General features: G+C 71.6%; 21 protein-coding genes. 6 read left to right on the top strand and 15 right to left on the bottom strand.

Annotation, left to right across the window (positions count from 1 at the left end; genetic code table 11):
* Nucleotides 1-4: 4 nt before the first annotated feature.
* From GH747_RS16885 to GH747_RS16835, 11 genes are all read right to left on the bottom strand, one after another.
* Nucleotides 5-709, bottom strand: coding sequence for a sirohydrochlorin chelatase (locus GH747_RS16885; protein WP_149770785.1), 705 nt, complete (start codon nucleotides 707-709; stop codon nucleotides 5-7).
* Nucleotides 706-1,830, bottom strand: a complete 1,125-nt coding sequence (locus GH747_RS16880; protein WP_149770784.1) for a uroporphyrinogen-III synthase — start codon at nucleotides 1,828-1,830, stop codon at nucleotides 706-708. Before GH747_RS16880 ends, GH747_RS16885 begins: the two co-directional genes overlap by 4 nt.
* On the bottom strand, nucleotides 1,827-2,237 hold the full coding sequence (gene nirD, locus GH747_RS16875; RefSeq protein WP_228552962.1) for a nitrite reductase small subunit NirD: 411 nt from the start codon (nucleotides 2,235-2,237) through the stop codon (nucleotides 1,827-1,829). The genes GH747_RS16880 and nirD overlap by 4 nt, the downstream gene beginning before the upstream one ends.
* Complete coding sequence (gene nirB / locus GH747_RS16870) at nucleotides 2,234-4,819, bottom strand: nitrite reductase large subunit NirB (RefSeq protein WP_149770783.1); 2,586 nt, start codon at nucleotides 4,817-4,819, stop codon at nucleotides 2,234-2,236. Before nirB ends, nirD begins: the two co-directional genes overlap by 4 nt.
* Nucleotides 4,820-4,865: 46 nt before the next feature.
* Nucleotides 4,866-6,416 carry an FAD-dependent oxidoreductase gene (locus GH747_RS16865; protein WP_149770782.1) on the bottom strand — a complete coding sequence of 517 codons (1,551 nt, stop codon included), beginning with the start codon at nucleotides 6,414-6,416 and terminating at the stop codon, nucleotides 4,866-4,868.
* Nucleotides 6,413-8,548, bottom strand: a complete 2,136-nt coding sequence (locus tag GH747_RS16860) for a molybdopterin oxidoreductase family protein (RefSeq protein ID WP_149770781.1) — start codon at nucleotides 8,546-8,548, stop codon at nucleotides 6,413-6,415. The genes GH747_RS16865 and GH747_RS16860 overlap by 4 nt, the downstream gene beginning before the upstream one ends.
* Nucleotides 8,545-9,915: an MFS transporter gene (locus tag GH747_RS16855; RefSeq protein ID WP_149770780.1), complete on the bottom strand. Its 1,371-nt coding sequence runs from the start codon at nucleotides 9,913-9,915 to the stop codon at nucleotides 8,545-8,547. Before GH747_RS16855 ends, GH747_RS16860 begins: the two co-directional genes overlap by 4 nt.
* 193 nt (nucleotides 9,916-10,108) lie before the next feature.
* Complete coding sequence (locus tag GH747_RS16850; protein ID WP_149770779.1) at nucleotides 10,109-11,800, bottom strand: ribonuclease J; 1,692 nt, start codon at nucleotides 11,798-11,800, stop codon at nucleotides 10,109-10,111.
* Nucleotides 11,801-11,803: 3 nt separating this feature from the next.
* Nucleotides 11,804-12,721, bottom strand: coding sequence for a 4-hydroxy-tetrahydrodipicolinate synthase (gene dapA, locus GH747_RS16845; RefSeq protein WP_149770778.1), 918 nt, complete (start codon nucleotides 12,719-12,721; stop codon nucleotides 11,804-11,806).
* A 220-nt stretch (nucleotides 12,722-12,941) separates the two neighbouring features.
* A complete protein-coding gene (locus GH747_RS16840) occupies nucleotides 12,942-13,481 on the bottom strand; it encodes a dihydrofolate reductase (RefSeq protein ID WP_149770777.1) in 540 nt (179 codons plus the stop codon).
* Complete coding sequence (locus GH747_RS16835) at nucleotides 13,481-14,293, bottom strand: thymidylate synthase (protein ID WP_149770776.1); 813 nt, start codon at nucleotides 14,291-14,293, stop codon at nucleotides 13,481-13,483. Before GH747_RS16835 ends, GH747_RS16840 begins: the two co-directional genes overlap by 1 nt.
* A gap of 39 nt (nucleotides 14,294-14,332) precedes the next feature.
* On the opposite strand from GH747_RS16835, the gene GH747_RS16830 reads away from it, so the two are divergent.
* The 4 genes from GH747_RS16830 to GH747_RS16815 are packed head-to-tail and all read left to right on the top strand — an operon-like array spanning nucleotide 14,333 to nucleotide 16,625.
* On the top strand, nucleotides 14,333-14,887 hold the full coding sequence (locus GH747_RS16830; RefSeq protein WP_149770775.1) for a GNAT family N-acetyltransferase: 555 nt from the start codon (nucleotides 14,333-14,335) through the stop codon (nucleotides 14,885-14,887).
* Nucleotides 14,880-15,536 (top strand): DUF2461 domain-containing protein, encoded by a 657-nt coding sequence (locus GH747_RS16825; RefSeq protein WP_149770774.1) that lies wholly within the window; start codon nucleotides 14,880-14,882, stop codon nucleotides 15,534-15,536. The genes GH747_RS16830 and GH747_RS16825 overlap by 8 nt, the downstream gene beginning before the upstream one ends.
* A gap of 1 nt (nucleotide 15,537) precedes the next feature.
* On the top strand, nucleotides 15,538-16,329 hold the full coding sequence (locus tag GH747_RS16820; protein ID WP_228552961.1) for an AzlC family ABC transporter permease: 792 nt from the start codon (nucleotides 15,538-15,540) through the stop codon (nucleotides 16,327-16,329).
* A complete protein-coding gene (locus GH747_RS16815) occupies nucleotides 16,326-16,625 on the top strand; it encodes an AzlD domain-containing protein (protein WP_149770772.1) in 300 nt (99 codons plus the stop codon). The genes GH747_RS16820 and GH747_RS16815 overlap by 4 nt, the downstream gene beginning before the upstream one ends.
* A 379-nt stretch (nucleotides 16,626-17,004) precedes the next feature.
* On the opposite strand, the gene dapB is transcribed toward GH747_RS16815, so the two are convergent.
* The gene (gene dapB, locus GH747_RS16810) at nucleotides 17,005-17,757 is read right to left on the bottom strand and encodes a 4-hydroxy-tetrahydrodipicolinate reductase (protein ID WP_149770771.1); all 753 of its coding nucleotides are present in this window, start codon (nucleotides 17,755-17,757) and stop codon (nucleotides 17,005-17,007) included.
* Nucleotides 17,758-17,839: 82 nt separating this feature from the next.
* Between dapB and GH747_RS16805 the strand changes: the two genes are divergently transcribed.
* Both GH747_RS16805 and GH747_RS16800 read left to right on the top strand, forming a co-directional pair.
* Nucleotides 17,840-18,880, top strand: a complete 1,041-nt coding sequence (locus tag GH747_RS16805; protein WP_149770770.1) for an NYN domain-containing protein — start codon at nucleotides 17,840-17,842, stop codon at nucleotides 18,878-18,880.
* A 203-nt stretch (nucleotides 18,881-19,083) separates the two neighbouring features.
* Complete coding sequence (locus GH747_RS16800; protein WP_149770769.1) at nucleotides 19,084-19,287, top strand: cold-shock protein; 204 nt, start codon at nucleotides 19,084-19,086, stop codon at nucleotides 19,285-19,287.
* Nucleotides 19,288-19,410: 123 nt separating this feature from the next.
* Here the strand turns inward: GH747_RS16800 and GH747_RS16795 are convergent, their stop codons facing one another.
* From GH747_RS16795 to GH747_RS16785, 3 genes are all read right to left on the bottom strand, one after another.
* Nucleotides 19,411-19,725 (bottom strand): hypothetical protein, encoded by a 315-nt coding sequence (locus GH747_RS16795; RefSeq protein WP_149770768.1) that lies wholly within the window; start codon nucleotides 19,723-19,725, stop codon nucleotides 19,411-19,413.
* A gap of 85 nt (nucleotides 19,726-19,810) precedes the next feature.
* A complete protein-coding gene (gene kynU, locus GH747_RS16790; protein ID WP_149770767.1) occupies nucleotides 19,811-21,028 on the bottom strand; it encodes a kynureninase in 1,218 nt (405 codons plus the stop codon).
* Nucleotides 21,025-23,733, bottom strand: a complete 2,709-nt coding sequence (locus GH747_RS16785; protein WP_149770766.1) for a cation-translocating P-type ATPase — start codon at nucleotides 23,731-23,733, stop codon at nucleotides 21,025-21,027. Before GH747_RS16785 ends, kynU begins: the two co-directional genes overlap by 4 nt.
* Between the last annotated feature and the right edge of the window lie 135 nt (nucleotides 23,734-23,868).

The following is a 23,868-nucleotide window of genomic DNA, read 5'->3' as shown; positions in this document are numbered from 1 at the left end:
ATCGCTACGCCGCCTGCGCGTACGCCCTGCCGCGGGCGTCGAGGAATCGGCGCACGACGAGTCCTGTGAGCCTCGCGTCGGGCTCACCCCCATCCAGCAGCGGCGCGCTCACGAGGTCCGCTCCGACTCCGTCGAGGCGGTCGCGGAACCAACCGGGCGCGAGCAGGTACGGGGAGACCACGGTGCGCCCGGAGGTACGGTCTCGGCCGAGCTGTTCGACGACCTCAGCAACGTGACGCTGAGGTCCACCGACGTGCCCGAGCGCGACCGGACGGCCGAGCGCCGTCGCGAGCAGTGCCGCCGCCCGCTCGGTATCACGGCGCGCCTGCGGGTCCGACGACCCGGCGGCGGCGAGCACGACCTTGTCCGTCGACCGCAGCCCCACCTGGCGGAGCCGCTTGACGAGCAGCCCGGCCAGCACCGGGTCCGGGCCGAGCGCAGGCGCCGCCACCACCTCGTCGCGCCCCGCGACCGCGGACGCGATGTCGACGTGGACGTGGTACCCGGACGACAGCAGCAGCGGCACGACGACGGTCGGTCCCCCGGTCTCCCCCACCACCTCCGCGACCTGCGGCTGCTGCACGTCCACGTACGTCGGTGCGACGGCGAGCCCCGGAAGGGCACGGGTCACCGCGTCGACGAGTCGTGCGATCGCCGCCTGGCCGGCCGCGTCGCGGGTGCCGTGGCTGCACGCCACCAACGTCGTCATGCCGGGCTCCCGTGGTCGAGGTTGATGCGGTACCCACGCTTGACGACGGTCTCGACGACCGCCCGTCCTCGGAACGAGTCACGCAGCCGCGCGACTGCGACCTCCGCGGTGTGCGGGTCGGTCGAGCACCCGGGAAGCACGCGCAGCAACGCCTCGCGCGACACGACCGCTCCGGGTACGGCGGTCAGGGCACGCAGCACGGCGAGCCCGCTCGGCGACACCGCCACCACCTCGTGGTCGAGGGTGACGGCACTGGCCCTCACGCGCAACGCTCCCGCGGGCGTGCGTACGGCCTCGTGGTCGTCGCCGAGCTCCATGATCAGCGTGCGGACCAGTGAGCCGAGGCGTCCGCGGTCCGGGACCAGCGGCAGGATCCCCGCGTTCCGCAGCGGCTCCGCGGTCACCGGGCCGACGGCGGCGACGGTGAGGAGGCCGGCCTCGGTGAGCTCGACGATCTCGGCGAGCACGCCCTCGTCACGGGCGGTGTTCAGCCACGCCGCCGAGCCGGGAGCGGACGTGAAGACCACCGCGTCGTACGCCCCCGCCGCGGCATCGCGCACCGAGGCGCGGACCGCTTCGGGATCGGGCGGCGGCCCCCACCGATAGACGACAAGACCCACCGGATGTCCACCGGCGGCGCGCAGCTTGTCCTCGAGCCCGTCGTCGCCGGCGCCGTGGTGCTGGACCACGATCCGCAAGCCCTCGACGCCGTCGGTGCACAGGAAGTCGGCGATCTCGGCGGACGTCTCGGACTCCGCCACCCAGTCCGGCACGAGCCCCGCAGCCTGAAGGGCACCTCGCGCCTTGGGACCGCGAGCGACCAGGCGCGTCCGGGTCAGCGCTTCCACCAGCGCCTCGCCGAGCCCTGCTGCCTCAGCGGTGTCCAGCCACGAACGGAAGCCGATGCCGGTCGTCACGACGACGACGTCGGCGGACTCCGCGACGAGCCGACGGGTGTGCGCGAGCAGCGTCTCCTCGTCGATGTGCGACTCCACGCCCAGCGCGGACGCCACGGACACCACCGCACCGCGCCGGCCCAGCGCGAGCGCCAGGTCGTCGGCGCGGCGCTGGGCCGTCACGAGGATCGCGGTCCCGGCGAGCACCGGGCCGAGCGGGGTCACGGCGCCGCCACGGCCTCGACCAGCGAGGCGGGCGCCTGGACCGGCGGCTCCGGCTCGACGACGGGAACGGTCGTGACCTCGACGAAGCCGTCGACCACGCGGGTCCCCCACACGCCGACGCGGACGCCCGGATCCTCGACCGCGCTCCCGTCGTCGAAGCGGAAGCGCTGCTTGTGCAGGGGCGACGCCACGACAGCCACGTCACCGACGCTGCCGACCAGGCCGCGCGCGATCACGTTGGCGCCGGAGTACGGGTCGCGGTGCCCGAGGGCGTGCACGCCCTCGTCACCGGAGAGCCGGAACAGCGCGACCTGGCGGCCGTGCACCAGAGCGGCGGCCCCACGGTCGGGAGTCAGGGCGTCGAGCGCGCAGACGCGCACCCATTCGAGCTCTTGCGAGGGGATCACGATCGGACCTCCAGCGTCGTCCCGGCGATCAACGTCGCCCGCTCCTGCGGGGTGGCGGGTCGGCGCTGACCGCGTTCGTCGACGTAGACCAGGTCCGGGTCGGGGGTGTCAGGACTGTTGACGAAGCTCGTGAACTTCTTCAGCTTGTCAGGGTCTGCGAGCGTCGCTGCCCACTCGTCCTCGTACTTGTCGACGTGCACCGCCATCGCTGCATCGAGGTCGGCCACGATGCCGAGACTGTCGTCGATCACCACAGATCGTACGTGATCGATCCCGCCCTCGATCGTCTCGAGCCAGGCCGCGGTCCTTTGAAGCCTGTCGGCGGTGCGGACGTAGTAGAGCAGGAAGCGGTCGATCACCGCGACCAGCTCCTCGGTGGTGAGGTCCTCGGCGAACAGCTGGGCGTGCCGCGGGGTGAAGCCGCCGTTGCCCCCGACATAGACGTTCCAGCCCTTGTCGGTGGCGATCACGCCAACGTCCTTGCCCCGGGCCTCGGCGCACTCGCGAGCACACCCGGAGACGCCCAGCTTGATCTTGTGCGGCGACCGCAGCCCGCGGTAGCGCAGCTCCAGCGCGATCGCGAGGCCCACCGAGTCCTGCACGCCGTAGCGGCACCACGTCGAGCCGACGCACGACTTCACGGTCCGCAGCGACTTGCCGTACGCGTGCCCGGACTCGAAGCCGGCGTCGATCAGCTGCTTCCAGATGGCGGGCAGCTGGTCGATGCGGGCGCCGAACAGGTCGATCCGCTGCCCGCCGGTGATCTTCGTGTACAGCCCGAAGTCGGCCGCGACCTGCCCGATCGCGATCAGCCCCTCGGGCGTGACCTCGCCGCCAGGGATGCGGGGAACGACGGAGTAGGTGCCGTCCTTCTGCATGTTGGCCATGACGTGGTCGTTGGTGTCCTGGAGCGCCGCAGCCTCGCCGTCGAGCACGTGCCCGGTCTCGAGCGACGCGAGGATCGACGCCACCACGGGCCGGCAGATGTCGCAGCCGCGTCCGGTCCCGTGCGTCGCGACCAGCTCGGAGAACGTCCGGATGCCGGTGACGCGCACGATGTCGAACAGCTGCGCGCGGCTGGTCGCGAAGTGCTCGCACAGCGCGTTCGAGGTCTCGATGCCCGCCGCGGTGAGCTCTTCGTCGAGCAGCTTCTTGACGAGCGGGAGGCACGAGCCGCAGCTCGTACCGGCCTTCGTGCAGCCCTTGACCGAGCCCAGGTCGTGGCAGGGCTCGGCGGTTCCCTCGCCGCGCACCGCGCACCGGATCGCCCCAGCGGTGACGTTGTTGCAGGAGCACACCGACGCCTCGTCGGGAAGGGACACGCCCCCGATCGGTGTCACACCGTCCGGGACGAGCCATGCGGTCGGGTCGGATCCGAGCTCGCTGCCGACCATCGGCCGCAGGGATGCGTACGCCTCCGCGTCGCCGACGAGGATGCCGCCGAGCAGCGTCTTGGCGTCGTCGGACATCACCAGCTTCTTGTAGACGCCACCGACCGGGTCGGCGTACACGACCTCGAGGCTCCCCTCGGTGCCGGCGAACGCGTCGCCGAAGCTCGCGACGTCGACCCCGAGCAGCTTGAGCTTGGTCGAGAGGTCACCGCTGGTGAACGTGGCGTCGCCGCCGAGGAGCCGGTCCGCGACGACCTCGGCCATCGTGTAGCCCGGTCCGACGAGCCCCCAGGTGCGGCCGGCGATGTGCGCGACCTCGCCGATCGCGTAGATGGACGGGTCGTCGGTGATGCACGCGTCGTCGCAGGCCACGCCCCCGCGCTCGCCGATGCTCAGGCCGATCTCGCGGGCGAGCTCGTCGCGGGGACGCACGCCGGTCGCGAACACGACGACGTCCACGTCGATGCTGCCGCCACCGTCAGCGAACTCCATCGATCCGACGGTCCCGCGCCGGTTGGGACGGACCTTCGCGGTGGCGGTCGCCGTACGCACCTGCACGCCGAGCTGCTCGATGATCCGGCGCAGCGTGCGCCCGCCGGCCTCGTCGACCTGCATCGGCATCAGCCACGGCGCGAACTCGATCACCGTGGACTCGGCGCCGAGGGCCTGCAGCGCGCCTGCGGCCTCGAGCCCGAGCAGCCCGCCGCCCACGACCGCGCCGCGGACAGGCCGGTCGAGCCGGGCAGCGAGCTCGTTGACGTACGCCCTCAGCTCGGCCACGTCGTCGACGGTCCGGTAGACGAAGCAGCCGGGCGTGTCCTTGCCGTCGATCGGCGGCACCATCGCGTACGACCCCGTGGCGAGCACGAGCGCGTCGTACGGATAGGTCCGCCCGCGGGCGCTGACGGTCCGCGCCTCACGATCGATCCCCGTCGCCTGGACACCGCGGTGAAGACGCACCCCGTCGACCGTCCACAGCGAGCCGTCACCGAGGACGAGGTCGTCGGGGTCGCGGTCGGAGAAGAACGAGGTGAGCGCCACCCGGTCGTACGGAGGACGCGACTCCTCGCCGAAGACGTCGATGGTCCACTCGTCGGTCGCGCCGCGCTCGACGAGGGCCTCCACGAGCCGGTGCGCGACCATGCCGGCGCCGATCACGACGAGCCTCTTGCGAGCAGTCTCGGTATCCATGTCCGAGACGTTAGGAAGAGGGTGTTTCGGGTCCTGGTTCATGGGGTTACGCACCCTTCACAACCGGCTCACGGTCGAGCACCTCGACCTGTGAGACACCGTCCCCGCTGGTTGAGCGAGCGGAGCGAGTCGAAACCCCGTCATCGGGGTCCGACGTCTGCAGCCAGTCGCAGATGCCGCGGACGAGGGACGTGCACCCACCGCAGCCCGTGGTGGCGCGGGTGGTGGTCGCGAGCGCGTCGACCGAGCACGCGCCGCCCTCCCACGCCTTGACGAGATCGCGCTTGGTCACGCCGTTGCAGCGGCACACCGTCGTGCTGCCCGGCATCGTGGTCGGAGAGCCCGCCGCCGCGTCGGCCTGGCCGGCGCTCGGCGCGAGGAGCTGGAGCGGGTCAAGGGGTACGACGCCGGGCCGCCCGAACTGGACGCTGAGCGTCGAGGACAGCTCGGCGGCCCCGAGGCAGGTCATCCCGACCAGCTCGTCGCCGTCGAGGACGACCTCGACGTAGCGGCGGGCGTACGGGTCGCTCATCGTCAGGACCCGTGCCCCGTCGGCGTTCGACGCCTTGCGCCCCATCGAGACCAGGCTCACGCCTGCCGCCTTCAGGCGCATGGCCGCGCCAGCGAGCACAACCGGGACGGGTTCGCCGATCTCGCCGTGGACGAGCCGCTGCGCCAGCGCTCGGGCCTGCTCCCACCCCGGCGCGACCAGCCCGGAGACCCCGGACGGCGTCTGGGCGCAGTCGCCGATCGCGAAGACCGCGGGATCGACGGTGGTGGCGAGGTCGTCGCCGACGACGATGCCGTGCGCCACCTCCAGGCCGGCCGCAGCCGCGAGCGCGGTCTCCGGCACCGCGCCGGCGGCGAGGACGACCAGGTCGGCGGCGAGCGTACGACCGTCGTCGAGGCCGACACCGTCGACGTGCCCGTCGCTGTGGGTGACCCCTGCGAGTGCCGCGTTGCCGTGGAAGGTGACGCCGAGGTCGCCGACGGCCGCCGCGAGGAGCCGGCCAGGCTCGGGGTCGAGGTCGCGGTCGAGGAGGTGGCCCGCGAACGAGATCACGTCGACAGCGACACCCCTCAGCCGCATCCCGCAGGCCGCCTCGACGCCGAGCGGCCCGCCCCCGACGACGACCGCCCGCTTCGCGTTGAGCGCCGCGGCGGTGATCCCCCGCGCGTCGTCGACCGAGCGCAGCACGAACACGCCGCCGGGGAGCGGGTCACCGGGGTCGCCGTCGAGGCCGGGGACGCGAAGCACCCGCGCCTGCGCCCCGGTCGCCAGCACCAGGTGGTCGTACGGGATCGCCTCACCGTCGACCTGGACGGTACGGGCCTCGCGGTCGATCTCCTGGACCCGCGCGGCGAGCCGGACCGTGACTCCGTCCGGACGAGCCAGCGCGAGGCTCGCGAGGTCGGCGCGCCCGGCGACAAGCTCGGTGAGGAGGATCCGGTTGTACGGCTCGTACGCCTCCTCCCCCAGCACCAGCACCTCGAACCGGCCCTCGCGATCGGCGCGGGCCACCTCTTCGGCGAACCGGATGCCGACCATGCCGGCTCCGACCACCACGACGCGGGTCCTGCGTGGCTGACGTGTCATCGTGCGACCTCCTCGAGCTCGGGGTGCACCGACGGCCCTGTCGGTCCGACTGCCTCGACCGCCACCGCGCAGACCTTGAACTCGGGCATCCCCGAGATCGGGTCGGTGGCGGCGTTGGTGACGCTGTTGATCCGGGCGAGCCCGGCGAAGTGGAACGGCGCGAAGACCGTGTCCGGTCGGATGTCGGCGCTGATCCGCGCCTGCGCGACCATCGATCCGCGGCTCGACGTCACCCGGACCTCCTCGACGCCCTCGATGCCGAGGCGGGCGGCGAGCTGCGGGTGGAGCTCGACGTACGCCGCGGGCGCCGCGTCGTTGAGGCGACGGACGCGCCGGGTCTGGGCACCGGACTGGTAGTGCTGGAGCACGCGTCCGGTGACCAGGAAGATCGGCGACTCACGGGTCAGGTCGTCGTCGCGGCCGCGCGGGCTGACCGCGACCATGCGGGCGCGGCCGTCACCGTGGGCGAACCCCTCTGCGAACAGCCGCGGCGTCCCTGCGTGCTCCTCCGTGGGGCACGGCCAGTACAGCGCCTCGCCCGCGTCGAGGCGGGCGTACGAGATGCCGGCGTAGTCGGCCCTCCCGCCGGCAGAGGCGCGTCGCAGCTCGTCGAAGACCTCGCGCGGGTCCGTCGGCAAGGCGACGGCCGCACCGAGTCGCGCGCCGAGGCCGGCAAGGATGTCCAGCTCGCTGCGGACCCCGGCAGGCGGCGTCACCGCGGCGCGCCGGCGGATCACACGGCCCTCGAGGCTCGTCATCGTGCCCTCCTCCTCGGCCCACTGCGTCGTGGGGAGGATGAAGTCGGCGAGGAGCGCGGTCTCCGAGGGTACGAAGTCGCAGACGACCAGCAGGTCGAGGGACGCGAGCCGCTCGGTGACGGTCCGCGCGTCGGGCGCGCTCACGACGAGGTTCGAGCCGTGGACGAACAATGCCCTCGGGCCGTCGTCGGTACCGAGGCGCATGAGCAGGTCCACGGCAGGCACGCCCTTGCCGGGGAGGGAGTCCGGCTCCACGCCCCACACGGCGGCGACGTGCTCGCGCGCCGACGGGTCGTCGATCATCCGGTAGCCCGGCAGCTGGTCCGACTTCTGTCCGTGCTCCCGACCACCCTGACCGTTGCCCTGGCCGGTGATGCAGCCGTACCCGCTGCCCACCCGGCCCGGCAGGCCCAGGCACAGCGCGAGGTTGATGGCGGCGGTCACCGTGTCCGTACCGTCGACGTGCTGCTCGGCCCCGCGTCCGGTGAGGACGTACGCGCCGGCGCCGCCGCGCGACGGGGATGCTGCCGCGAGCTGCCGCGCGATCCGGCGGAGACGACCCTCGTCGATGCCCGTCACGGACGCGACCCGCTCCGGCCACCAGGCTGCGACGCTGCGGCGTACGTCGTCGAGGCCGTTCGTGCGCTCAACGAGGAAGTCGGCGTCGGCCAGACCCTCGGCGAGCACGATGTGCGTGAGCCCGAGCAGCAGCGTGAGGTCGGTGCCCGGCACCAGTGGGAGGTGCTCCCCCGCGCCGTCGTCGCACAGCCGCGCCGTCGCGCTGCGCCGCGGGTCGACGACCACGAGCCCACCCCTCTCGCGTACGCCGCCGAGGTGCTGCACCGCCGGCGGCATCGTGTCGGCGAGGTTGCTGCCGAGCAGGAGCACGGCGTCGGCTCCCCCGAGGTCGGTCAGCGGGAACGGCATCCCGCGGTCGATCCCGAACGCCCGGTTGCCCGCCGCTGCCGCGGACGACATGCAGAACCGTCCGTTGTAGTCGATGAAGCGGGTGCGCAGGACGGTCCGGGCGAACTTGCCGAGCAGGTACGCCTTCTCGTTGGTCAGCCCGCCCCCGCCGAAGACGGCGACCGTGTCTCGACCGTGGGCGTCCTGGAGTTTGCTCACGCGGGCGGCGATCTCGTCGAGCGCGTCGTCCCACGAGACCTCGACGAAACGCCCGTCGGGATCGCGTCGCAGCGGCGCTGTGATCCGGTCGGCCGTACGCAGCAGGTCGGCACTCGTCCAGCCCTTCTGGCACATGCCGCCCCGGTTCGTCGGGAACTCCCGGGGCGAGGCGGCGAGGTCGCCGTCTGCCCCGGGAGCCAGCCGCATCGCGCACTGCAGGGCGCAGTACGGGCAGTGCGTGTCGGTCACACTCGCGCCTTCGCCATCGGTGCGCTCGGGCGAAGGTAGAAGAACCACGTGACCGCGAGCATCACGGCGTACACCCCGATGTAGACCAGCATCGCCGGCTCGATCGAGCCGGAGCGCTCGGCCGCCGTCGCGTAGATCCGCGGGACGCAGAAGCCACCGAACGCGCCGACCGCCGCGATGATCCCGATCGCCGCCGCAGCCTCACGCTTGGAGCGCAGCAGCTCCTCCTCGCCCTCACCGGCGGTCTCGCGGAAGATCGACGGGATCATCCGGTACGTGGAGCCGTTGCTGATGCCGGTCGCGACGAAGAGCAGCAGGAACGAGCCGAGGAAGCCGGCGAACCACTCGGCACGGAGCGCGAGGACCGCCAGACCGACGCCCAGCCCCATCACGACGAAGCACGCCGCCGTGACCCGCGCACCACCGACCCTGTCGGCCCACCTACCGCCGAACGGGCGGGCCAGGGAGCCGACGAGCGCCCCGAGGAAGGCGTACGACGCCGGGTTCACGCCGGCGAACTCCATCTTGATGAGCAGCGGGAACGCGGCGGCGTACCCCATGAAGGAGCCGAACGTGCCGATGTAGAGGAACGACATCACCCAGGTGTGCGGACGCTTCGCGGCTGCCGCCGACGTCGAGAAGTCCGCCTGCGCCGTACCGAGATTGTCCATCAGCCTCCACGCGAGGTACGCGGCCAGCAGGATCAGCGGCACCCACATGAAGCCGGCGCGCCACAGGACGAGGGATCCTCCGGCCGTGATCACCGCGGTCACGACGAACGGCGCCTGAACGACGGCCACGCCGATGTTCCCGCCGGCGGCGTTGAGGCCCAGCGCCCAGCCCTTCTCGCGTTCCGGGTAGAAGTACGAGATGTTCGTCATCGACGACGCGAAGTTGCCGCCGCCGAGGCCCGCGGTCGCCGCCACGGTCAGCAGCGCCCAGAACGGGATGTCCGGGTGCTGGACGGCCCACATGAGCCCGAAGCACGGGACGAGCAGCAGGAGGGCCGACACGATCGTCCAGTTGCGGCCTCCGAAGAGCCCGACCGCGAACGTGTACGGGAGGCGCATCGTCGCGCCGACCAGGCTGGGCACCGCCACCAGCCACAGCAGCTGGGAGTCTGACAGCGAGAAGCCGGCATTGTTCAGGTTGACCGCCACGATGCTCCACAGCATCCAGACGGTGAATCCGAGGTGCTCGACGAAGATCGAGACGATCAGGTTGCGGCGGGCGACCGGGCGCCCCTCCTGCTCCCAGAACTCCGTGTCCTCCGGGTCCCACTGGTCGATCCATCGTCCGGTCCGGCGACGCTGCGCGGCGGTGGTTGTCGTGGTGCCCGGCTGTTCGCCGGCAGTCGAGAGCGCCATGACGACTCCTTGGAGAGCCCCGGCCTGGTGCCGGGATCGTGGAGTCGACGTTAGGAACGCGGTGTTACCCGTTGACTGCCCTGGGCGTGGCGTGACCGTAACTGTTCACGCACACGCCGCCCGAGCCCCGTGTGAGGCCCGGGTGAGGCCCGGCTGGTCGAGCAGGGCTCGCCCTGCTCGACCACCGGAGCGGCTACGCCTCCAGGACGACGGGCACGATCATCGGGCGCCGGCGGTGCGCGCCGGATACCCAGCGACCGACCGTACGGCGGATGACCTGCTGCAGCTGGTGCGTGTCGTACGTGCCGTCGCCGACCGCGTTCGCGAGCGCCTGCTCGATCTGCGGCTTGATCTCACCGAACACCGAGTCGTCCTCGGCGAAGCCGCGGGCCTGGATCTCGGGCCCGCTGACCAGCTTGCCGGTCTGCGAGTCGATGACGACGATGACCGAGATGAAGCCCTCGTCGCCGAGGATCCGGCGGTCCTTGAGCTCCGACTCCGTGATGTCGCCGACCGACGAGCCGTCGACGTACACGTAGCCGCAGTCGACCTTGCCGGTGACACGCGCGCGACCGTCGACCAGGTCCACGACGAACCCGTCCTCGGCGATGACGACGCGATCAGCCTCGACGCCCGTGGCGCGGGCGAGCTTGGCGTTGGCGTGCAGGTGCCGGGTCTCGCCGTGCACGGGCATGACGTTGCTCGGCTTCACGATGTTGTAGCAGTACAGCAGCTCGCCGGCAGACGCGTGACCGGACACGTGCACGAGCGCGTTGCCCTTGTGGACGACGTTGGCGCCGAGGCGCGTCAGTCCGTCGATCACGCGGTAGACGGCGTTCTCGTTGCCCGGGATCAGCGAGCTCGCCAGCACGACGGTGTCGCCGGGCTCGATGCGGACGGAGTCGTGCGAGTTCGCGGCGATCCGCGACAGCGCGGCCATCGGCTCGCCCTGAGACCCGGTCGAGACGAGCACGAGCTCCTCGGGACGGTACTCGGAGATCTTGCGGCCGTCGACAACCACACCGTCCGGCACGTGCAGGTAGCCGAGCTCGCGGGCGATCTGCATGTTGCGGACCATCGAGCGCCCGATGTAGGCGACCTTGCGACCGTGCTTCACCGCCGCGTCGATGATCTGCTGCACACGGTGCATGTGCGAGGCGAAGCAGGCGGTGATGATCCGCTTCTGGCTCTGCGCGAACACGCGGTCCAGCACCGGCGCGATCTCCCGCTCGGTGGTCGTGAAGCCCGGGACGTCGGCGTTGGTCGAGTCGGTGAGGAACAGGTCCACACCCTCCTCGCCGAGCCGCGCGAACGCTCGCAGGTCGGTGATCCGGCCGTCGAGGGGCAGCTGGTCCATCTTGAAGTCGCCGGTGTGGATCACCAGGCCGGCCTCGGTGCGGATCGCCACGGCGAGCGCATCGGGGATCGAGTGGTTGACCGCCACGAACTCGAGGTCGAACGGCGCGAGCGCGAGGGTCTCGTCCTCGGCGACGACGTACTTGGGGACGTCCTTCAGCCGGTGCTCGCGCAGCTTGGAGTCGACCAGCGCGAGCGTCAGCTTGGACCCGACGAGCGGGATGTTGCCACGCTCGCGGAGGAGGTACGGGACGCCGCCGATGTGATCCTCGTGACCGTGCGTCAGCACGATCGCGACGATGTCGTCGAGCCGGTCCCGGATCGGCGCGAAGTCGGGGAGGATCAGGTCGACACCGGGCTGGTGGTCCTCGGGGAAGAGGACACCGCAGTCCACGATGAGGAGCTTGCCGGCGTGCTCGAAGACGGTCATGTTGCGACCGATCTCGCCGAGGCCGCCGAGGGCGATGACGCGGAGTCCGTCGGTGGGAAGCTCCGGGGGTGCGCCGAGCTCGGGGTGCGGATGGCTCATGTATCAGTCCTTCAGCAGGGCGGCGTCACGCAGCACGCGTGCCAGTCCGGCCACCTGCTCGTCGGTCGCGTCCACGTACGGGGATCGCGTGGTTCGGTTGTCGATGATGCCGAGCAGCTGCATCGCTGCCTTCGCCATGATGGCTCCTTGCGAGGTCGGCGACATGATCGCGCCGACGACGTCGAGGAGCTCGTCGTTGATCGCCCGGGCGTCGCGGATGCGGCCCTCGTCGACGGCCTGCACCATCGACGCGTACTGCGCGGCCGCGACGTGGCTGACGACCGAGACGACGCCGGCGGCGCCGTACGCGAGCCAGGCGAGGTTGAGCGGGTCGTCGCCCGAGTACCACGCCAGACCGGTCTCCCGCATGAGGCGTGAGCCGGAGGCGAGGTCGCCGACGGCGTCCTTCACGGCGACGACCGCCTCGTGCTGGGCGATCGTCTCGTACGTCTCGGGGGCGATCCGGACCACTGCTCGGCCAGGGATGTCGTACAGCATGACCGGCACGCCACCGCCCGCGTCGGCGACGGTCGTGAAGTGGCGGACGAGGCCCGCCTGCGGGGGCTTGTTGTAGTACGGCGAGACCAGGAGCATCCCGTGCGCGCCCTCGGCCGCAGCCTGCCGCGCCAGACGTGCGGAGGCCTGCGTGTCGTTGTTGCCGACGCCCGCCACCACCGAGGCGCGTCCACCGACGGCCTCGAGCACCGCGGCGAGGAGCCGCCCGTCCTCGTCGGGGTTGGTGGTCGGTGACTCGCCCGTCGTACCGCTGACGACGATGCCGTCGGAGCCTTCGTCGACAAGGTGGGTCGCCAGCTTCGCCGCGGCGTCGAGATCGAGGTCGCCGTCGGTCGTGAAGGGCGTCACCATGGCGGTCAGCACCCGGCCGAACGGCGCCGCCGGTGTTGCGAGCGGTGAGGTCATGGAGTCCACGCTACCGCTTGCGTGCCGCGGGGGTTCGGCCGCCACACACGGGTGGCGCAGCGCCCGGAGCCGGACATGGAAGATCCCGGTCCTGTCCGTTCGGGGGCCCGGACAGGACCGGGACACGGGTTACATCGTTCGTCGTCCGCCGGGTGTTACACCCCTCACACGAATGTCTCATGTGATCTGGATCACATCGCGATCCCGGCCTTCACACCGCTCAGTCGCGGGAACGGATGCGGTCGTACGTCGCGATGCGGTAGCCGTCGTAGGGCACGGCATCGACCTCGCGCCACTGGCTCCAGTCGACCTCGGGGAACCACACGTCCCCCTCGGGCGCAAGGTCCACGTGGGTCAGCACGAGCCGGTCGGCACGCGTCAGCGTCTGGGCGTAGATCTGCGCACCGCCGATCACGAAGACCTCGGGATCGAGCTCCGACGCGAGGTCGAGCGCACCGTCGACGTCGTGACTGACCACGACCTCGTCAGGTCCCTGCCAGCCCGTCCGCCGGGTCACCACGACCGAGATGCGGTGCGGCAGCGGCCGCCCGATCGAGTCGTACGTCGTGCGTCCCATGACGAGGACGTGACCCGTCGTCAGGGCCTTGAACTGCGCGAGATCACCCGTGGGCGGCCACGGGAGGTCGCCGTCGCGGCCGATCACGCCGTTGGAGCCGACTGCGGCCACGAGGGTGATGCGTGCGCGGTGGCCGCCGGTCGTGCGGGGGGCACCACGGCCGGGCTCGAGGTCGTCGGGCATCAGATCGCGATCGGTGCCTTGATCGCGGGATGCGGGTCGTACCCGGTGATCTTGACCGAGTCGAGCGTGAAGCCGTCGATCGAGGTCACCCCCGGGTCGAGCTCGAGCTGCGGGAGTGGCCGCGGCGTACGAGCGAGCTGCTCGCGGGCCTGGTCGAGGTGGTTCGTGTAGAGGTGGGCGTCACCGAGGGTGTGCACGAAGTCGCCGACCTCGAGGCCCGTCACCTGGGCGACCATGTGCGTCAGCAGGGCGTACGAGGCGATGTTGAACGGCACCCCCAGGAAGACGTCTCCAGAGCGCTGGTAGAGCTGGCACGACAGGCGCCCGGGCCCGCCGTCGACCCCAGGGGCGACGTAGAACTGGAACATCGTGTGGCACGGCGCGAGCGCCATGTCTGGGATGTCGGAGACGTTCCAGGCGCTCACGATGTGGCGCCGGGAGTCGGGGTCGCCGATGATCGCGTCGACGACGCCCTGGAGCTGGTCGACGTGCCGACCGTCGGGAGTCGGCCACGAGCGCCACTGGTAGCCGTAGATCGGCCCCAGCTCGCCCTGCTCGTCGGCCCACTCGTCCCAGATCGAGACGCCGTGCTCCTTGAGGTAGGCGGTGTTGGTGCTGCCGGCGATGAACCAGAGGAGCTCCGCCACGACGGAGCGCACGTGGACCTTCTTGGTGGTGACAAGCGGGAAGCCCTCGCGCAGGTCGAACCGCATCTGGTGGCCGAACACGCTCAGCGTGCCGGTGCCGGTGCGGTCGTCCTTGCGGACGCCGTCGTCGAGGATCCGCTGGACGAGGTCGAGGTAGGCGCGCACGTGGCAACGCTACGACACCCACCTGACAGAATCGAGGACGTGACCACTGCCGACACCAGCGTCCGGGTCGCGTGGAGCGCCGACGCCGACGCCATCGCCGACCTCCAGGCCGCCGCCTGGCGAGCCCGCTACGCCGACGTCCTCCCGCCCGAGATCCTCGCGCAGATCGTTCCCGAGCTCTTCGCCGCGAAGTGGGTCGCGTCGCTCGACAAGCCCGGCGACGCCCGCAACCGCGTGCTGGTGGCGCTGGAGCACAGCACGGTCCGGGGCTTCGCGGTCACCTCCCCCTCCCCCGACGACGACGCCGACCCGATCGTCGACGGCGAGATCAGCGAGCTGACCGTGGCGCCGCAGCACCGCCGTACGGGGCACGGCTCGCGGCTGCTGCAGGCCGCCGCCGACACCCTTCGGGCCGACCGGTTCACGCGGGCCACCATGTGGCTCGACGCCCGCGACGACGCTCTGCGGGCCTTCGTCGCCAGCACGGGCTGGGAGGCGGATGGCGCTCACCGCGAGGTCGACCCCGTCGGCGACGGCTCCGTGCGGCTGAAGCAGGTGCGGCTGCACACGACGCTGGTGGGTGACGATGGCTGAGGCTCATCCCAGCCCGGGCCACGGGCCGATCGGCTTCACGGTGGCCGCGGCCGACTTCTACGAGGACCTCGAGGACGACAACTCCAAGTCGTACTGGACGGCGCACAAGGACGACTACGAGGCCCTCGTACGCCGCCCGATGCTGGCGCTCACCGACGCGCTCGCAGACGAGTTCGGCGCCGCGAAGGTGTTCCGTCCGTACCGTGACGTCCGGTTCGCCGCCGACAAGACGCCGTACAAGACCCACCAGGGCGCGTTCGTCGGCACTGCGCCGTCGACCGGCTACTACGTCCAGATCGACGCGTCCGGCATCCGTGTCGGAGCCGGCTGGTACGAGGCGAGCCCCGAGCGCAAGCACCGGTTCCGCCAGGCGGTCGACGACGCACGGAAGGGCGCGGCGCTCCAGCGGATCCTGGACGGCGCCGAGCGCGGCGGCTTCGAGGTCGGCGGCGACACCGTCAAGACGCAGCCACGGGGCTGGTCCGCGGACCACCCGCGGATCGACCTTCTCCGTCACAACACGCTCACCCTCATGCGGTGGTACGGCACTCCGGACTGGATGAGCACGCCCACGCTCGCGACGCGTGTCGCCGCCGACTGGCGTGCGCTGACCCCGCTCCTCGACTGGCACGCCAAGCATGTCGCCTGAGGTGACCGAGCCGACCGATCGCAGCATCGTGGTCGACTCGCTGGGGGTCGGCCTCGCCACTGGCGCGTACGGCATCTCGTTCGGCGCGATCGGGACGGCGTCCGGGCTGACGGTGGCGCAGACCTGCGTGCTGTCCCTGCTGATGTTCAGCGGGGCGTCGCAGTTCGCGTTCGCGGGCGTCGTCGCGTCCGGCGGCAACCCGCTGACCGGCGGTGTGACCGCGTTCCTGCTGGGCAGCCGCAACATGTTCTACGGGCTCGGCATGGCGCCCCGCCTGCGCGTGCACGGATGGCGTCGCCTCCTCGCGGCCCACCTGGTCATCGACGAGTCGACCGCGATGGGGGTGGCGCGGGAGTCCGACCGGCACGCCCGCATCGGCTTCTACGTGACCGGCACGTCGATCTTCGTCCTCTGGAACCTCATGACGTTCGTCGGCGCGCTCGCCGGCAACGCCCTCGGCGACCCCCGGACGTACGGACTGGACGCCGCCGTCGGCGCCGCTTTCCTCGCACTGCTGTGGCCCCGGCTGACGGCCTGGCCGCAGCGCGTCGTCGCGGCGATCGGTGCGCTGGTCGCGATCGGCGCCGTCCCGCTCACCCCGGCGGGTGCGCCGATCATCATCGGTGGTGCGGTCGCGGTCGTGGTCGGGCTCTGGCTGACGCGACGAGAGTCGGAGGCGGAGATCACCGACTCGCTCGAGCACCCTGCCGAGCCGCACCACCACGGGCACGGACACCACCCTGACGACCCGCCCGACCCGAGCGGTGCAGGCGACAAGGAGACCGAGTCGTGATCTGGTGGGGCGTGATCGGTGCCTCGATCGCCTGCTACGGGCTGAAGCTGGCCGGGTTGTCGGTTCCCGACCGGGTGCTCGAGCACCCGCTGACCGTGCGGATCGCCGCTCTGATCCCGGTCGGCCTGCTGGGCGCGCTGGTCGCCGTACAGGTGTTCGCGACGGGCCAGGCGCTCGCCGTCGACGCCCGCGTGGTCGGAGTCGGGGTGGCCGTCGTGCTGCTGGTCGCACGTGCGCCGTTCCTCGTGGTGGTGGGGGCCGCAGCGCTCGCCGCAGCCCTGGTCCGCCTCCTCTGACGCGCACGCCCTGCACCACCCTGCGCGCCGCACCCACCCGCACCACCCCGCACGCGGTGAGCCTGGTCCCACCCGAGCACCGCCGCCTGGGACCACACTCACCTCCGCACTCGAACCACCCGCACCACCCCGCACGCGGTGAGCCTGATCCCACCCAGGCACCGCCGCCTGGGACCACACTCACCTCCGCACTCGAACCACCCGCACCACCCCGCACGCGGTGAGCCTGGTCCCACCCGAGCACCGCCGCCTGGGACCACACTCACCGCCGGGGCGTCAGGGACCGCCGGGGCGTCAGGGACCGCCGGGGCGTCAGGGGCGGGCGGTGTCAGGGACGGGCGGCGCGTACGGCGCGGGCGCGGGCAGGCGTACGGCGCTGCTACGCGAGGCCGAGCACGGCGTCGAGGCCGACCGTCACGCCCGGGCGGCTGCCGACACCGCGCACCCCGGCGACGACACCCGGCATGAACGACTCCCGGTGCACCGAGTCGTGCCGGATGGTGAGCGTCTCGCCGACGTCGCCGAACAGCACCTCCTGGTGCGCGACGAGACCCCGCGACCGTACGGCGTGGACGTGGACGCCATCCAACACCGCGCCGCGCGCGCCCAGCGGGTCCGACGTGGTGGCGTCGGGGCTCGGCCCCGTGCCCGCCTCCCGCCGCGCCTCGGCGATCAGCTCCGCCGTACGGGTCGCCGTGCCGGACGGCGCGTCGACCTTGCCCGGGTGGTGGAGCTCGACGATCTCGACGGACTCGAAGTACGGCGCAGCGATCTGCGCGAACCGCATCATCAGCACCGCCCCGATCGAGAAGTTGGGGACGATCAGCACCCCGACCTCGGGTGACTCCGCCGCGATCGTGCGGACCTCGTCGATCCGGGCGTCGTCGAACCCCGACGTCCCGACGACGGCGTGGATCCCGTGCGTGACGCAGAAGCGCAGGTTGTCCATCACGGCAGCGGGGTTGGTGAAGTCGACGACGACCTCCGCGCCCGCGTCGACCAGCCCCTCGAGCGCGTCGTCCGCGTCGAGCGCGGCCACCAGGGACAACCCTTCGGCGGCCTCGATCGCCCGCACCGACTCCGAACCCATGCGCCCCCGGGCACCCAGCACGCCGACCTTCAACTCGCTCATGCGCCCGATCATCCCACCCACGCTCGCGCCCGGTCCGGCAGACTGGCAGGAGCGCACACCTCCCCGATCGGAAAGAGCATGCATGGCAGAGCCAGGTGACACCCGCGTCGCCGTCTACATCGACTTCGACAACATCGTGATCTCGCGGTACGACCAGGTGAACGGCCGACACTCGTTCCAGCGCGACAAGTCTCGCGCGTTCGAGACGGCCGACCGCGCCGCCGACCCCGAGTACGCCGACAAGGTCGCGCGAGCCACCGTCGACGTCGGCGCCGTCATCGACTTCGCCTCCTCGTTCGGCACCCTCGTGCTCACCCGCGCGTACGCCGACTGGTCGGCGCCGGTCAACGCCGACTACCGCGGGCAGCTCGTCAGCCGGGCCGTCGACCTCGTCCAGCTGTTCCCCGCGGCGGCGTACGGCAAGAACGGCGCCGACATCCGCCTGGCCGTGGACGCGGTCGAGGACATGTTCCGCCTCCCGGACCTGACCCACGTGGTGATCGTCGCCGGCGACTCCGACTACATCGCGTTGGCGCAGCGCTGCAAGCGGCTCGGACGGTACGTCGTCGGCGTCGGCGTCGCCGGATCGACGAGCAAGAGCCTGGCTGCGGCGTGCGACGAGATGGTCACCTACGACGCGCTCCCCGGCGTCGAGCCGCCACCGCCGCTGGCGGAGAAGGCCGCGGACAAGCCTGCGAAGACCACCCGGAAGCGCGCGGCGAAGGCCGCCGAGCCGGTGCCGGACGACGACGCCACCGCCGACCCCGACGACGCTCCCGCCCCGGCGAAGCAGTCGACCCGCCGCGCCAAGGCCACGATCCCCGTCTTCGCCGAGCCCGGGCACGAGCCCCCCGAGCCCGAGCCCGAGGACCCGCAGGACGTCGCCACCCGCCTGCTCGAGCGCGCACTGCGGCTGGGCCACGAGAAGGACGACGCCGAGTGGCTGCACAGCTCGGCGGTCAAGAGCCAGATCAAGCGGATGGACCCGTCGTTCAACGAGAAGTCGCTCGGGTACAAGTCGTTCTCGGACTTCATCAAGTCCCGCGACGCCCTGGCCGAGCTGGACGAGAGCAGCACCGCTCGTCTGGTCCGTCTGCACCCGGCGGCCAGCGCCCGCGGCTAGGCACCTCGCAGCTCTCCGACACCCGGATCGGCGACGCGTGCGGGCGGGCGGCGGGTGGTACGGTCGAATCAGTTGCACGGCCTCAAGCCGCAGAATCGATCAGGCAGCTCGTTTTCGAGCGTCCTGGTGCTTTCCCAGGTTGATGTGCTCGCGACACCAGTCGCTCGCGAAAGTCGCGTGCGCACAACCTGAGGGAGACAGACATGGCTACTGGCACCGTGAAGTGGTTCAACGCCGACAAGGGATTCGGCTTCATCGCACCCGACGGCGGCGGCGAGGACGTGTTCGCGCACTTCAGCGCGATCGCGGCCACCGGCTTCCGTTCGCTCGAGGAGAACCAGAAGGTCGAGTTCGACGTCGAGCAGGGCCCCAAGGGCCTGCAGGCCGCCAACATCCGGCCGCTCTGACATCCGCGTCCGTCACGGACGCATCCGCGAGAGCCCTCGTCTCCTCCGGGAGGCGGGGGCTCTCGTCTGCTCGGTGGGCGTCGCGACGGGGCCGTGCAGCGGGTCACCCGCCGCCACGGTGACTCAGCGGCCGACCGTCAACGGCGTCGCTGCGGGGTCGACGGCGGCGATGATCGCGCGCACCCGCTCCGCGTCCGCGGCCAGGAACGAGACCTCGAAGTTGCCGGCCGGCTCTCGTCGCGAGCCGATCCAGACGTCGAACCCCTCGGCCCGCAGCGCGGCGAGGATCGGGGCACTGGGCGTGCCCGCCCCCGGGCACCAGGCGATGATGCGCGGGCGCTCGGGCCGCACGTCGCTCTGCCCCATCGTGCTGAGATCACGGGTGGGACGTCGCGTGCGCCCCGTCGTCGTGGGGGCAGGGTCGGGGTGGTCGCTCATCGGACACCAGCTCTCCGTCGACCGGCGGCGCGCTGCGGGGGGCACGTCGAGCCGGTGACTCGAGCCTACGCCATCGAGGTCACGGTCAGATCGCGTCGACGATCCGCCGCGTGACGTCGAGGGCCCGCCACAGCTCGGCGTACGAGGTGGTGAGCGGCGACAACCCGAGCCGGATCATGTCGGGGTTGCGGAAGTCGGGGATCACCTGCGCCTCGTACATCGCGTCGGCGACCTCCCGTGCTCGCGGGCCCTGGATCGTGACGTGGCCGCCACGGCGTGCCGAGTCGCGCGGGGACGCGACGACGAACCCGTACGGCGCGAGCCAGGCGTCGACCAGCTCGACGCACAGGTCGGTCAGAGCAACCGCCTTCGCGCGGATCGCCTCGATGCCGGCCTCCGCCACCAGCGACACGGACGCGTCCACGGCGACGATGCCCGGAACGTACGCGGTCCCCGACAGCATCGCTCGGATCGACGGGTCTGGCTCGTACGTCGGGCCCATCGCGAACCGGTCCGCGCTGCTCCACCATCCGGTGATCGGCTGCCGTACGGACCCGAGGTGCCGCTCGGCGACGTACAGGAACGCGGGGGCGCCAGGGCCGGCGTTGAGGTACTTGTACGTGCAGCCGACGGCGAGGTCCACGTCGTCGGCGTCGAGCGCCAGCGGGACGACGCCTGCGGAGTGGCACAGGTCCCAGGCGGCGAGCGCGTCGAACTCGTGGACGAGCGCCGTGACCGCTCCGACGTCGAGCATCGCGCCCGAGCGGTAGTCGACGTGGCTCAGCAGCACCAGCGCCGTACGCTCCGACAGGACCTCGCGCAGCGCGGCCTCGGTGACGCCCTCGACGAGGTCGGGCCTCACCCAGCGCACCGTCAGCCCGCGCGCAGCAGCGACGGAGTCCACGAGGTAGCGATCGGTCGGGAAGTCGCTGTCGGTCGCGACGATCTCGTCCCGGTCCGGGCGCAGGCTGCAGCCGGCGTGCAGCAGCTTGAAGATGTTCACCGACGTCGACTCCGCGACGACGGTCTGCCCCGCGGCAGCACCGAGGCACGCCGTGGCGAGTCGGTCACCGACCTGCTCCGGCAGGTCGAGCCACCCCTCCTCCCAGCTGCGGATCAGCCGCTCCCCCCAGGCGTGGCGCAGGGTCTGCTCGACCCGCTCGAGGGTGCGCAACGGCGGCCGTCCGAGCGAGTTGCCGTCGAGATACGCGACCGGGTCGTCCGTCATGAGGAACTCGGACCGGAAGGGGGCGAGCGGATCTGCGCGGTCCAGCGCGACGGCGTCGTCGTACGTCGGAGTCATGCCCTGATCTCACCATGCGTCCCACGCCGCCGGTCCACCGCCTTGCCCACCTCGACCAGCAGGAAGACCGCGACCGCGAGTGCCGCGGTGTATCCCCAGATGTCCAGCCCGACGGGCGCCGAGCCGAACCACGTGTTCATGAAGGGCAGGTAGACGAACCCGATCTGCGACAGCACCATCGCCGCCGACGCGATCCAGACGACCTTGTTGCCACGGAGCACCGCGAGAGTGAGGCTCGAGCGGTCGAGGTAGCGGCTGTTGAACAGGTACGCGAGCTGGCCGAGCGCGAGCATCGTCACGGTCGCGGTGCGCGCCTCCTCGAGGCTCAGGCCCGAGTCGTACGTCGTGGTGAACACCAGCAGGGTCGCACCACCGATGAGGACGGAGACGACGATGATCCGCCACCCGTACGCGAGATCGACGACCGACGACCTCGGGTCGCGCGGCGCGCGGTCCATGATCCCCGGCTCCGCCTGCTCGTACGCGAGGGCGAGGGAGAGAGTGATGGCGGTGACCATGTTGATCCAGAGCACCTGCACGGGCTCCAGGGGCAGTGTCATCCCGAACACCACGGCGACCAGCATCACGAGCGCCTGCGCGCCGTTGGTGGGGAGCAGGAAGAGCACCGACTTGCGGACGTTGTCGTAGATCCGCCGGCCCTCCTCGACCGCTCGCTCGATCGTCGCGAAGTTGTCGTCCGCGAGCACGACGTCGGCCGCCTCCTTGGTCGCCTCCGTGCCCTTGATCCCCATGGCGACGCCGACGTCGGCCTGCGTGAGCGCCGGCGCGTCGTTCACACCGTCCCCGGTCATCGCGACCACCTCCCGGTGGTGCTGGAGCGCCGAGACGATGCGGATCTTGTGCTCCGGGCTGGTCCTCGCGTAGACGTCGACGTCGCGGACGACCGCACGGAGCTGCTCGGTGCTCATCTCCTCGAGCTCGGCCCCGGTGAGGACCCCGATGCCATCGCCGCGGACGATGCCCATCTCCTTGCCGATCGCGAGCGCGGTGCCGGCGTGGTCGCCGGTGATCATCTTGACGCGGATCCCTGCGCGGCGGCACTGCGCGATGGCGTCGACAGCCTCCGGGCGCGGCGGGTCCACGATGCCGACGAGCCCGACGATCTCCAGCCCCTCGCTCACGTCGGCGTCCGTCACCCGGTCCTCAGCCGGCGGCGGTCCGACGGCTGCGGCCAGCACCCTCAGGCCCTGGGCGCCGAGGGCGTCGATGTGCTGCTCCCACCAGGGGCGGTCGAGGGCTTCGGTGCCGCCGTCGGCCGAGCGCTGCCGTGCGCAGCGGTCGAGGACACGGTCGGGCGCGCCCTTCACGAGCAGCATCACCACACCGTCGGGATCGCTGTCGAGAGTCGCCATGTACTTCGTCTGCGAGTCGAACGGCAGCACGTCGAGCCGGTCCCACCCCTGCGCGTCGAACCCACCCTTGAGGCCGAGCGTCCGCAGGGCGCCGTCGGTCGGGACGCCGACGAGCACCCACTGATCGTCCTCGCCGCGCCGTACGACCGCGTCGTTGCAGCGCGCCATCACGGTCACGAGCGCGGCCAGGTCGTCGCGGTCGGCGACCGTCAGGGCCCGGTCCTCGCGCCGGACCTCCCCCTCGGGGGCGTAGCCGATGCCGGTCACCTCGTACGACGCCGCCCGCGTCACCACGGTGCGTGCCGTCATCTCGTTCTTGGTGAGAGTGCCGGTCTTGTCCGAGCAGATCGTCGTCACCGAGCCCAGTGCCTCGACCGCGGGCAGCTTCCGGGTGATGGCTCGCTCGCGCGCCATCTGCTGGACGCCGAGCGCCAAGATGATCGTCACCAGCGCCGGCAGACCCTCGGGCACCGCGGCGACCGCGAACCCGATCGTCGCCGCGACCAGCTCGGCGCCCTCGAAGTCGTGGACGACGCGCCCGACCACGACCATCACGACCGCCAGCACGGCGATCAGGAGCGCGAGCGCCTTGCCGAAGGCGTCGAGCTGGCGGCTCAACGGCGTCTCGAGCGGCTCGACCTCGTCGACGAGGGTCTGGATCTTCCCGACCTCGGTGCCCTGACCGGTCGCCGTGACCACGCCCCGGGCGCTGCCCTGCGTGATGAGCGTGCCGGAGAAGACCATGTCCGATCGGTCGCCGACGCCCGCCTCCGACGCGACGACCTCCGCGTCCTTGCTCGACGGCACCGACTCCCCCGTCAGGGCCGACTCCTCGGCCTGCAGGTTGGACGCCGCGACCAGGCGCAGGTCCGCCGGCACCTTGTCACCGCCGCGCAGGCGTACGACGTCGCCGGGGACGAGCTCGTCGGCGTCCAGCCGCTCCCAGCCGCCGTCACGGCGGACGTCGGCCTGCACGCTGAGCATGGAACGGATCCCCGCGAGCGCCTTCTCCGCACGACCCTCCTGGATCAGGCCGATCACGGCGTTGATGACCGCCACCGCGAGGATCACCGTGAAGTCCAGCCAGTCGCCGAGAACGGCCATCGCCGCCGCGGAGGCCAGCAAGATGTAGATCAGCGTGTCCTGGAACTGAGCCAGCACCCGCTTCCACCACGGGGTCGGCTCGGGCGGCGGAAGCCGGTTGGGGCCGACCTCGGCGAGCCGTTGGCGTGCCTGCTCGCCGGTCAGTCCGTCGCGAGAGGTGTCCAGGCGCGCGAGCACCTCGTCGACGGGCGTCGCCCAGACGGGGGGCTCGTCGGTGATCTGCTGCATGCCCTCATCGAACCGTGCCCGGGCGGTGACCGCACCCGCACGCCCCCGTGCGCGGGTGCCGGTCACCACGTCCGTACGCCCGTGGTCGTTCAATTTGTTGAGGACCGGGGCCAGACTCGCGCGCTACGGTCGAGA

Origin of the sequence: Mumia xiangluensis (genome assembly GCF_010994095.1) — a bacterium.
Classification (GTDB): Bacteria; Actinomycetota; Actinomycetes; order Propionibacteriales; family Nocardioidaceae; genus Mumia; species Mumia xiangluensis.
This window is presented reverse-complemented; position numbering and strand designations above follow the sequence as displayed.

Bases quoted from the DNA above. Each gene is read 5' to 3' on its own strand.
- GH747_RS16825 (WP_149770774.1), top strand. From the start codon at position 14,880: ATGGCTGAGGCTCATCCCAGCCCGGGCCACGGGCCGATCGGCTTCACG.
- dapA (WP_149770778.1), bottom strand. From the start codon at position 12,721: ATGACCTCACCGCTCGCAACACCGGCGGCGCCGTTCGGCCGGGTGCTG.
- GH747_RS16795 (WP_149770768.1), bottom strand. From the start codon at position 19,725: ATGAGCGACCACCCCGACCCTGCCCCCACGACGACGGGGCGCACGCGA.
- GH747_RS16840 (WP_149770777.1), bottom strand. From the start codon at position 13,481: ATGCCCGACGACCTCGAGCCCGGCCGTGGTGCCCCCCGCACGACCGGC.
- GH747_RS16855 (WP_149770780.1), bottom strand. From the start codon at position 9,915: ATGGCGCTCTCGACTGCCGGCGAACAGCCGGGCACCACGACAACCACC.
- GH747_RS16785 (WP_149770766.1), bottom strand. From the start codon at position 23,733: ATGCAGCAGATCACCGACGAGCCCCCCGTCTGGGCGACGCCCGTCGAC.
- GH747_RS16885 (WP_149770785.1), bottom strand. From the start codon at position 709: ATGACGACGTTGGTGGCGTGCAGCCACGGCACCCGCGACGCGGCCGGC.
- GH747_RS16800 (WP_149770769.1), top strand. From the start codon at position 19,084: ATGGCTACTGGCACCGTGAAGTGGTTCAACGCCGACAAGGGATTCGGC.
- GH747_RS16805 (WP_149770770.1), top strand. From the start codon at position 17,840: ATGGCAGAGCCAGGTGACACCCGCGTCGCCGTCTACATCGACTTCGAC.
- kynU (WP_149770767.1), bottom strand. From the start codon at position 21,028: ATGACTCCGACGTACGACGACGCCGTCGCGCTGGACCGCGCAGATCCG.
- dapB (WP_149770771.1), bottom strand. From the start codon at position 17,757: ATGAGCGAGTTGAAGGTCGGCGTGCTGGGTGCCCGGGGGCGCATGGGT.
- GH747_RS16850 (WP_149770779.1), bottom strand. From the start codon at position 11,800: ATGAGCCATCCGCACCCCGAGCTCGGCGCACCCCCGGAGCTTCCCACC.
- nirB (WP_149770783.1), bottom strand. From the start codon at position 4,819: ATGGATACCGAGACTGCTCGCAAGAGGCTCGTCGTGATCGGCGCCGGC.
- GH747_RS16865 (WP_149770782.1), bottom strand. From the start codon at position 6,416: ATGACACGTCAGCCACGCAGGACCCGCGTCGTGGTGGTCGGAGCCGGC.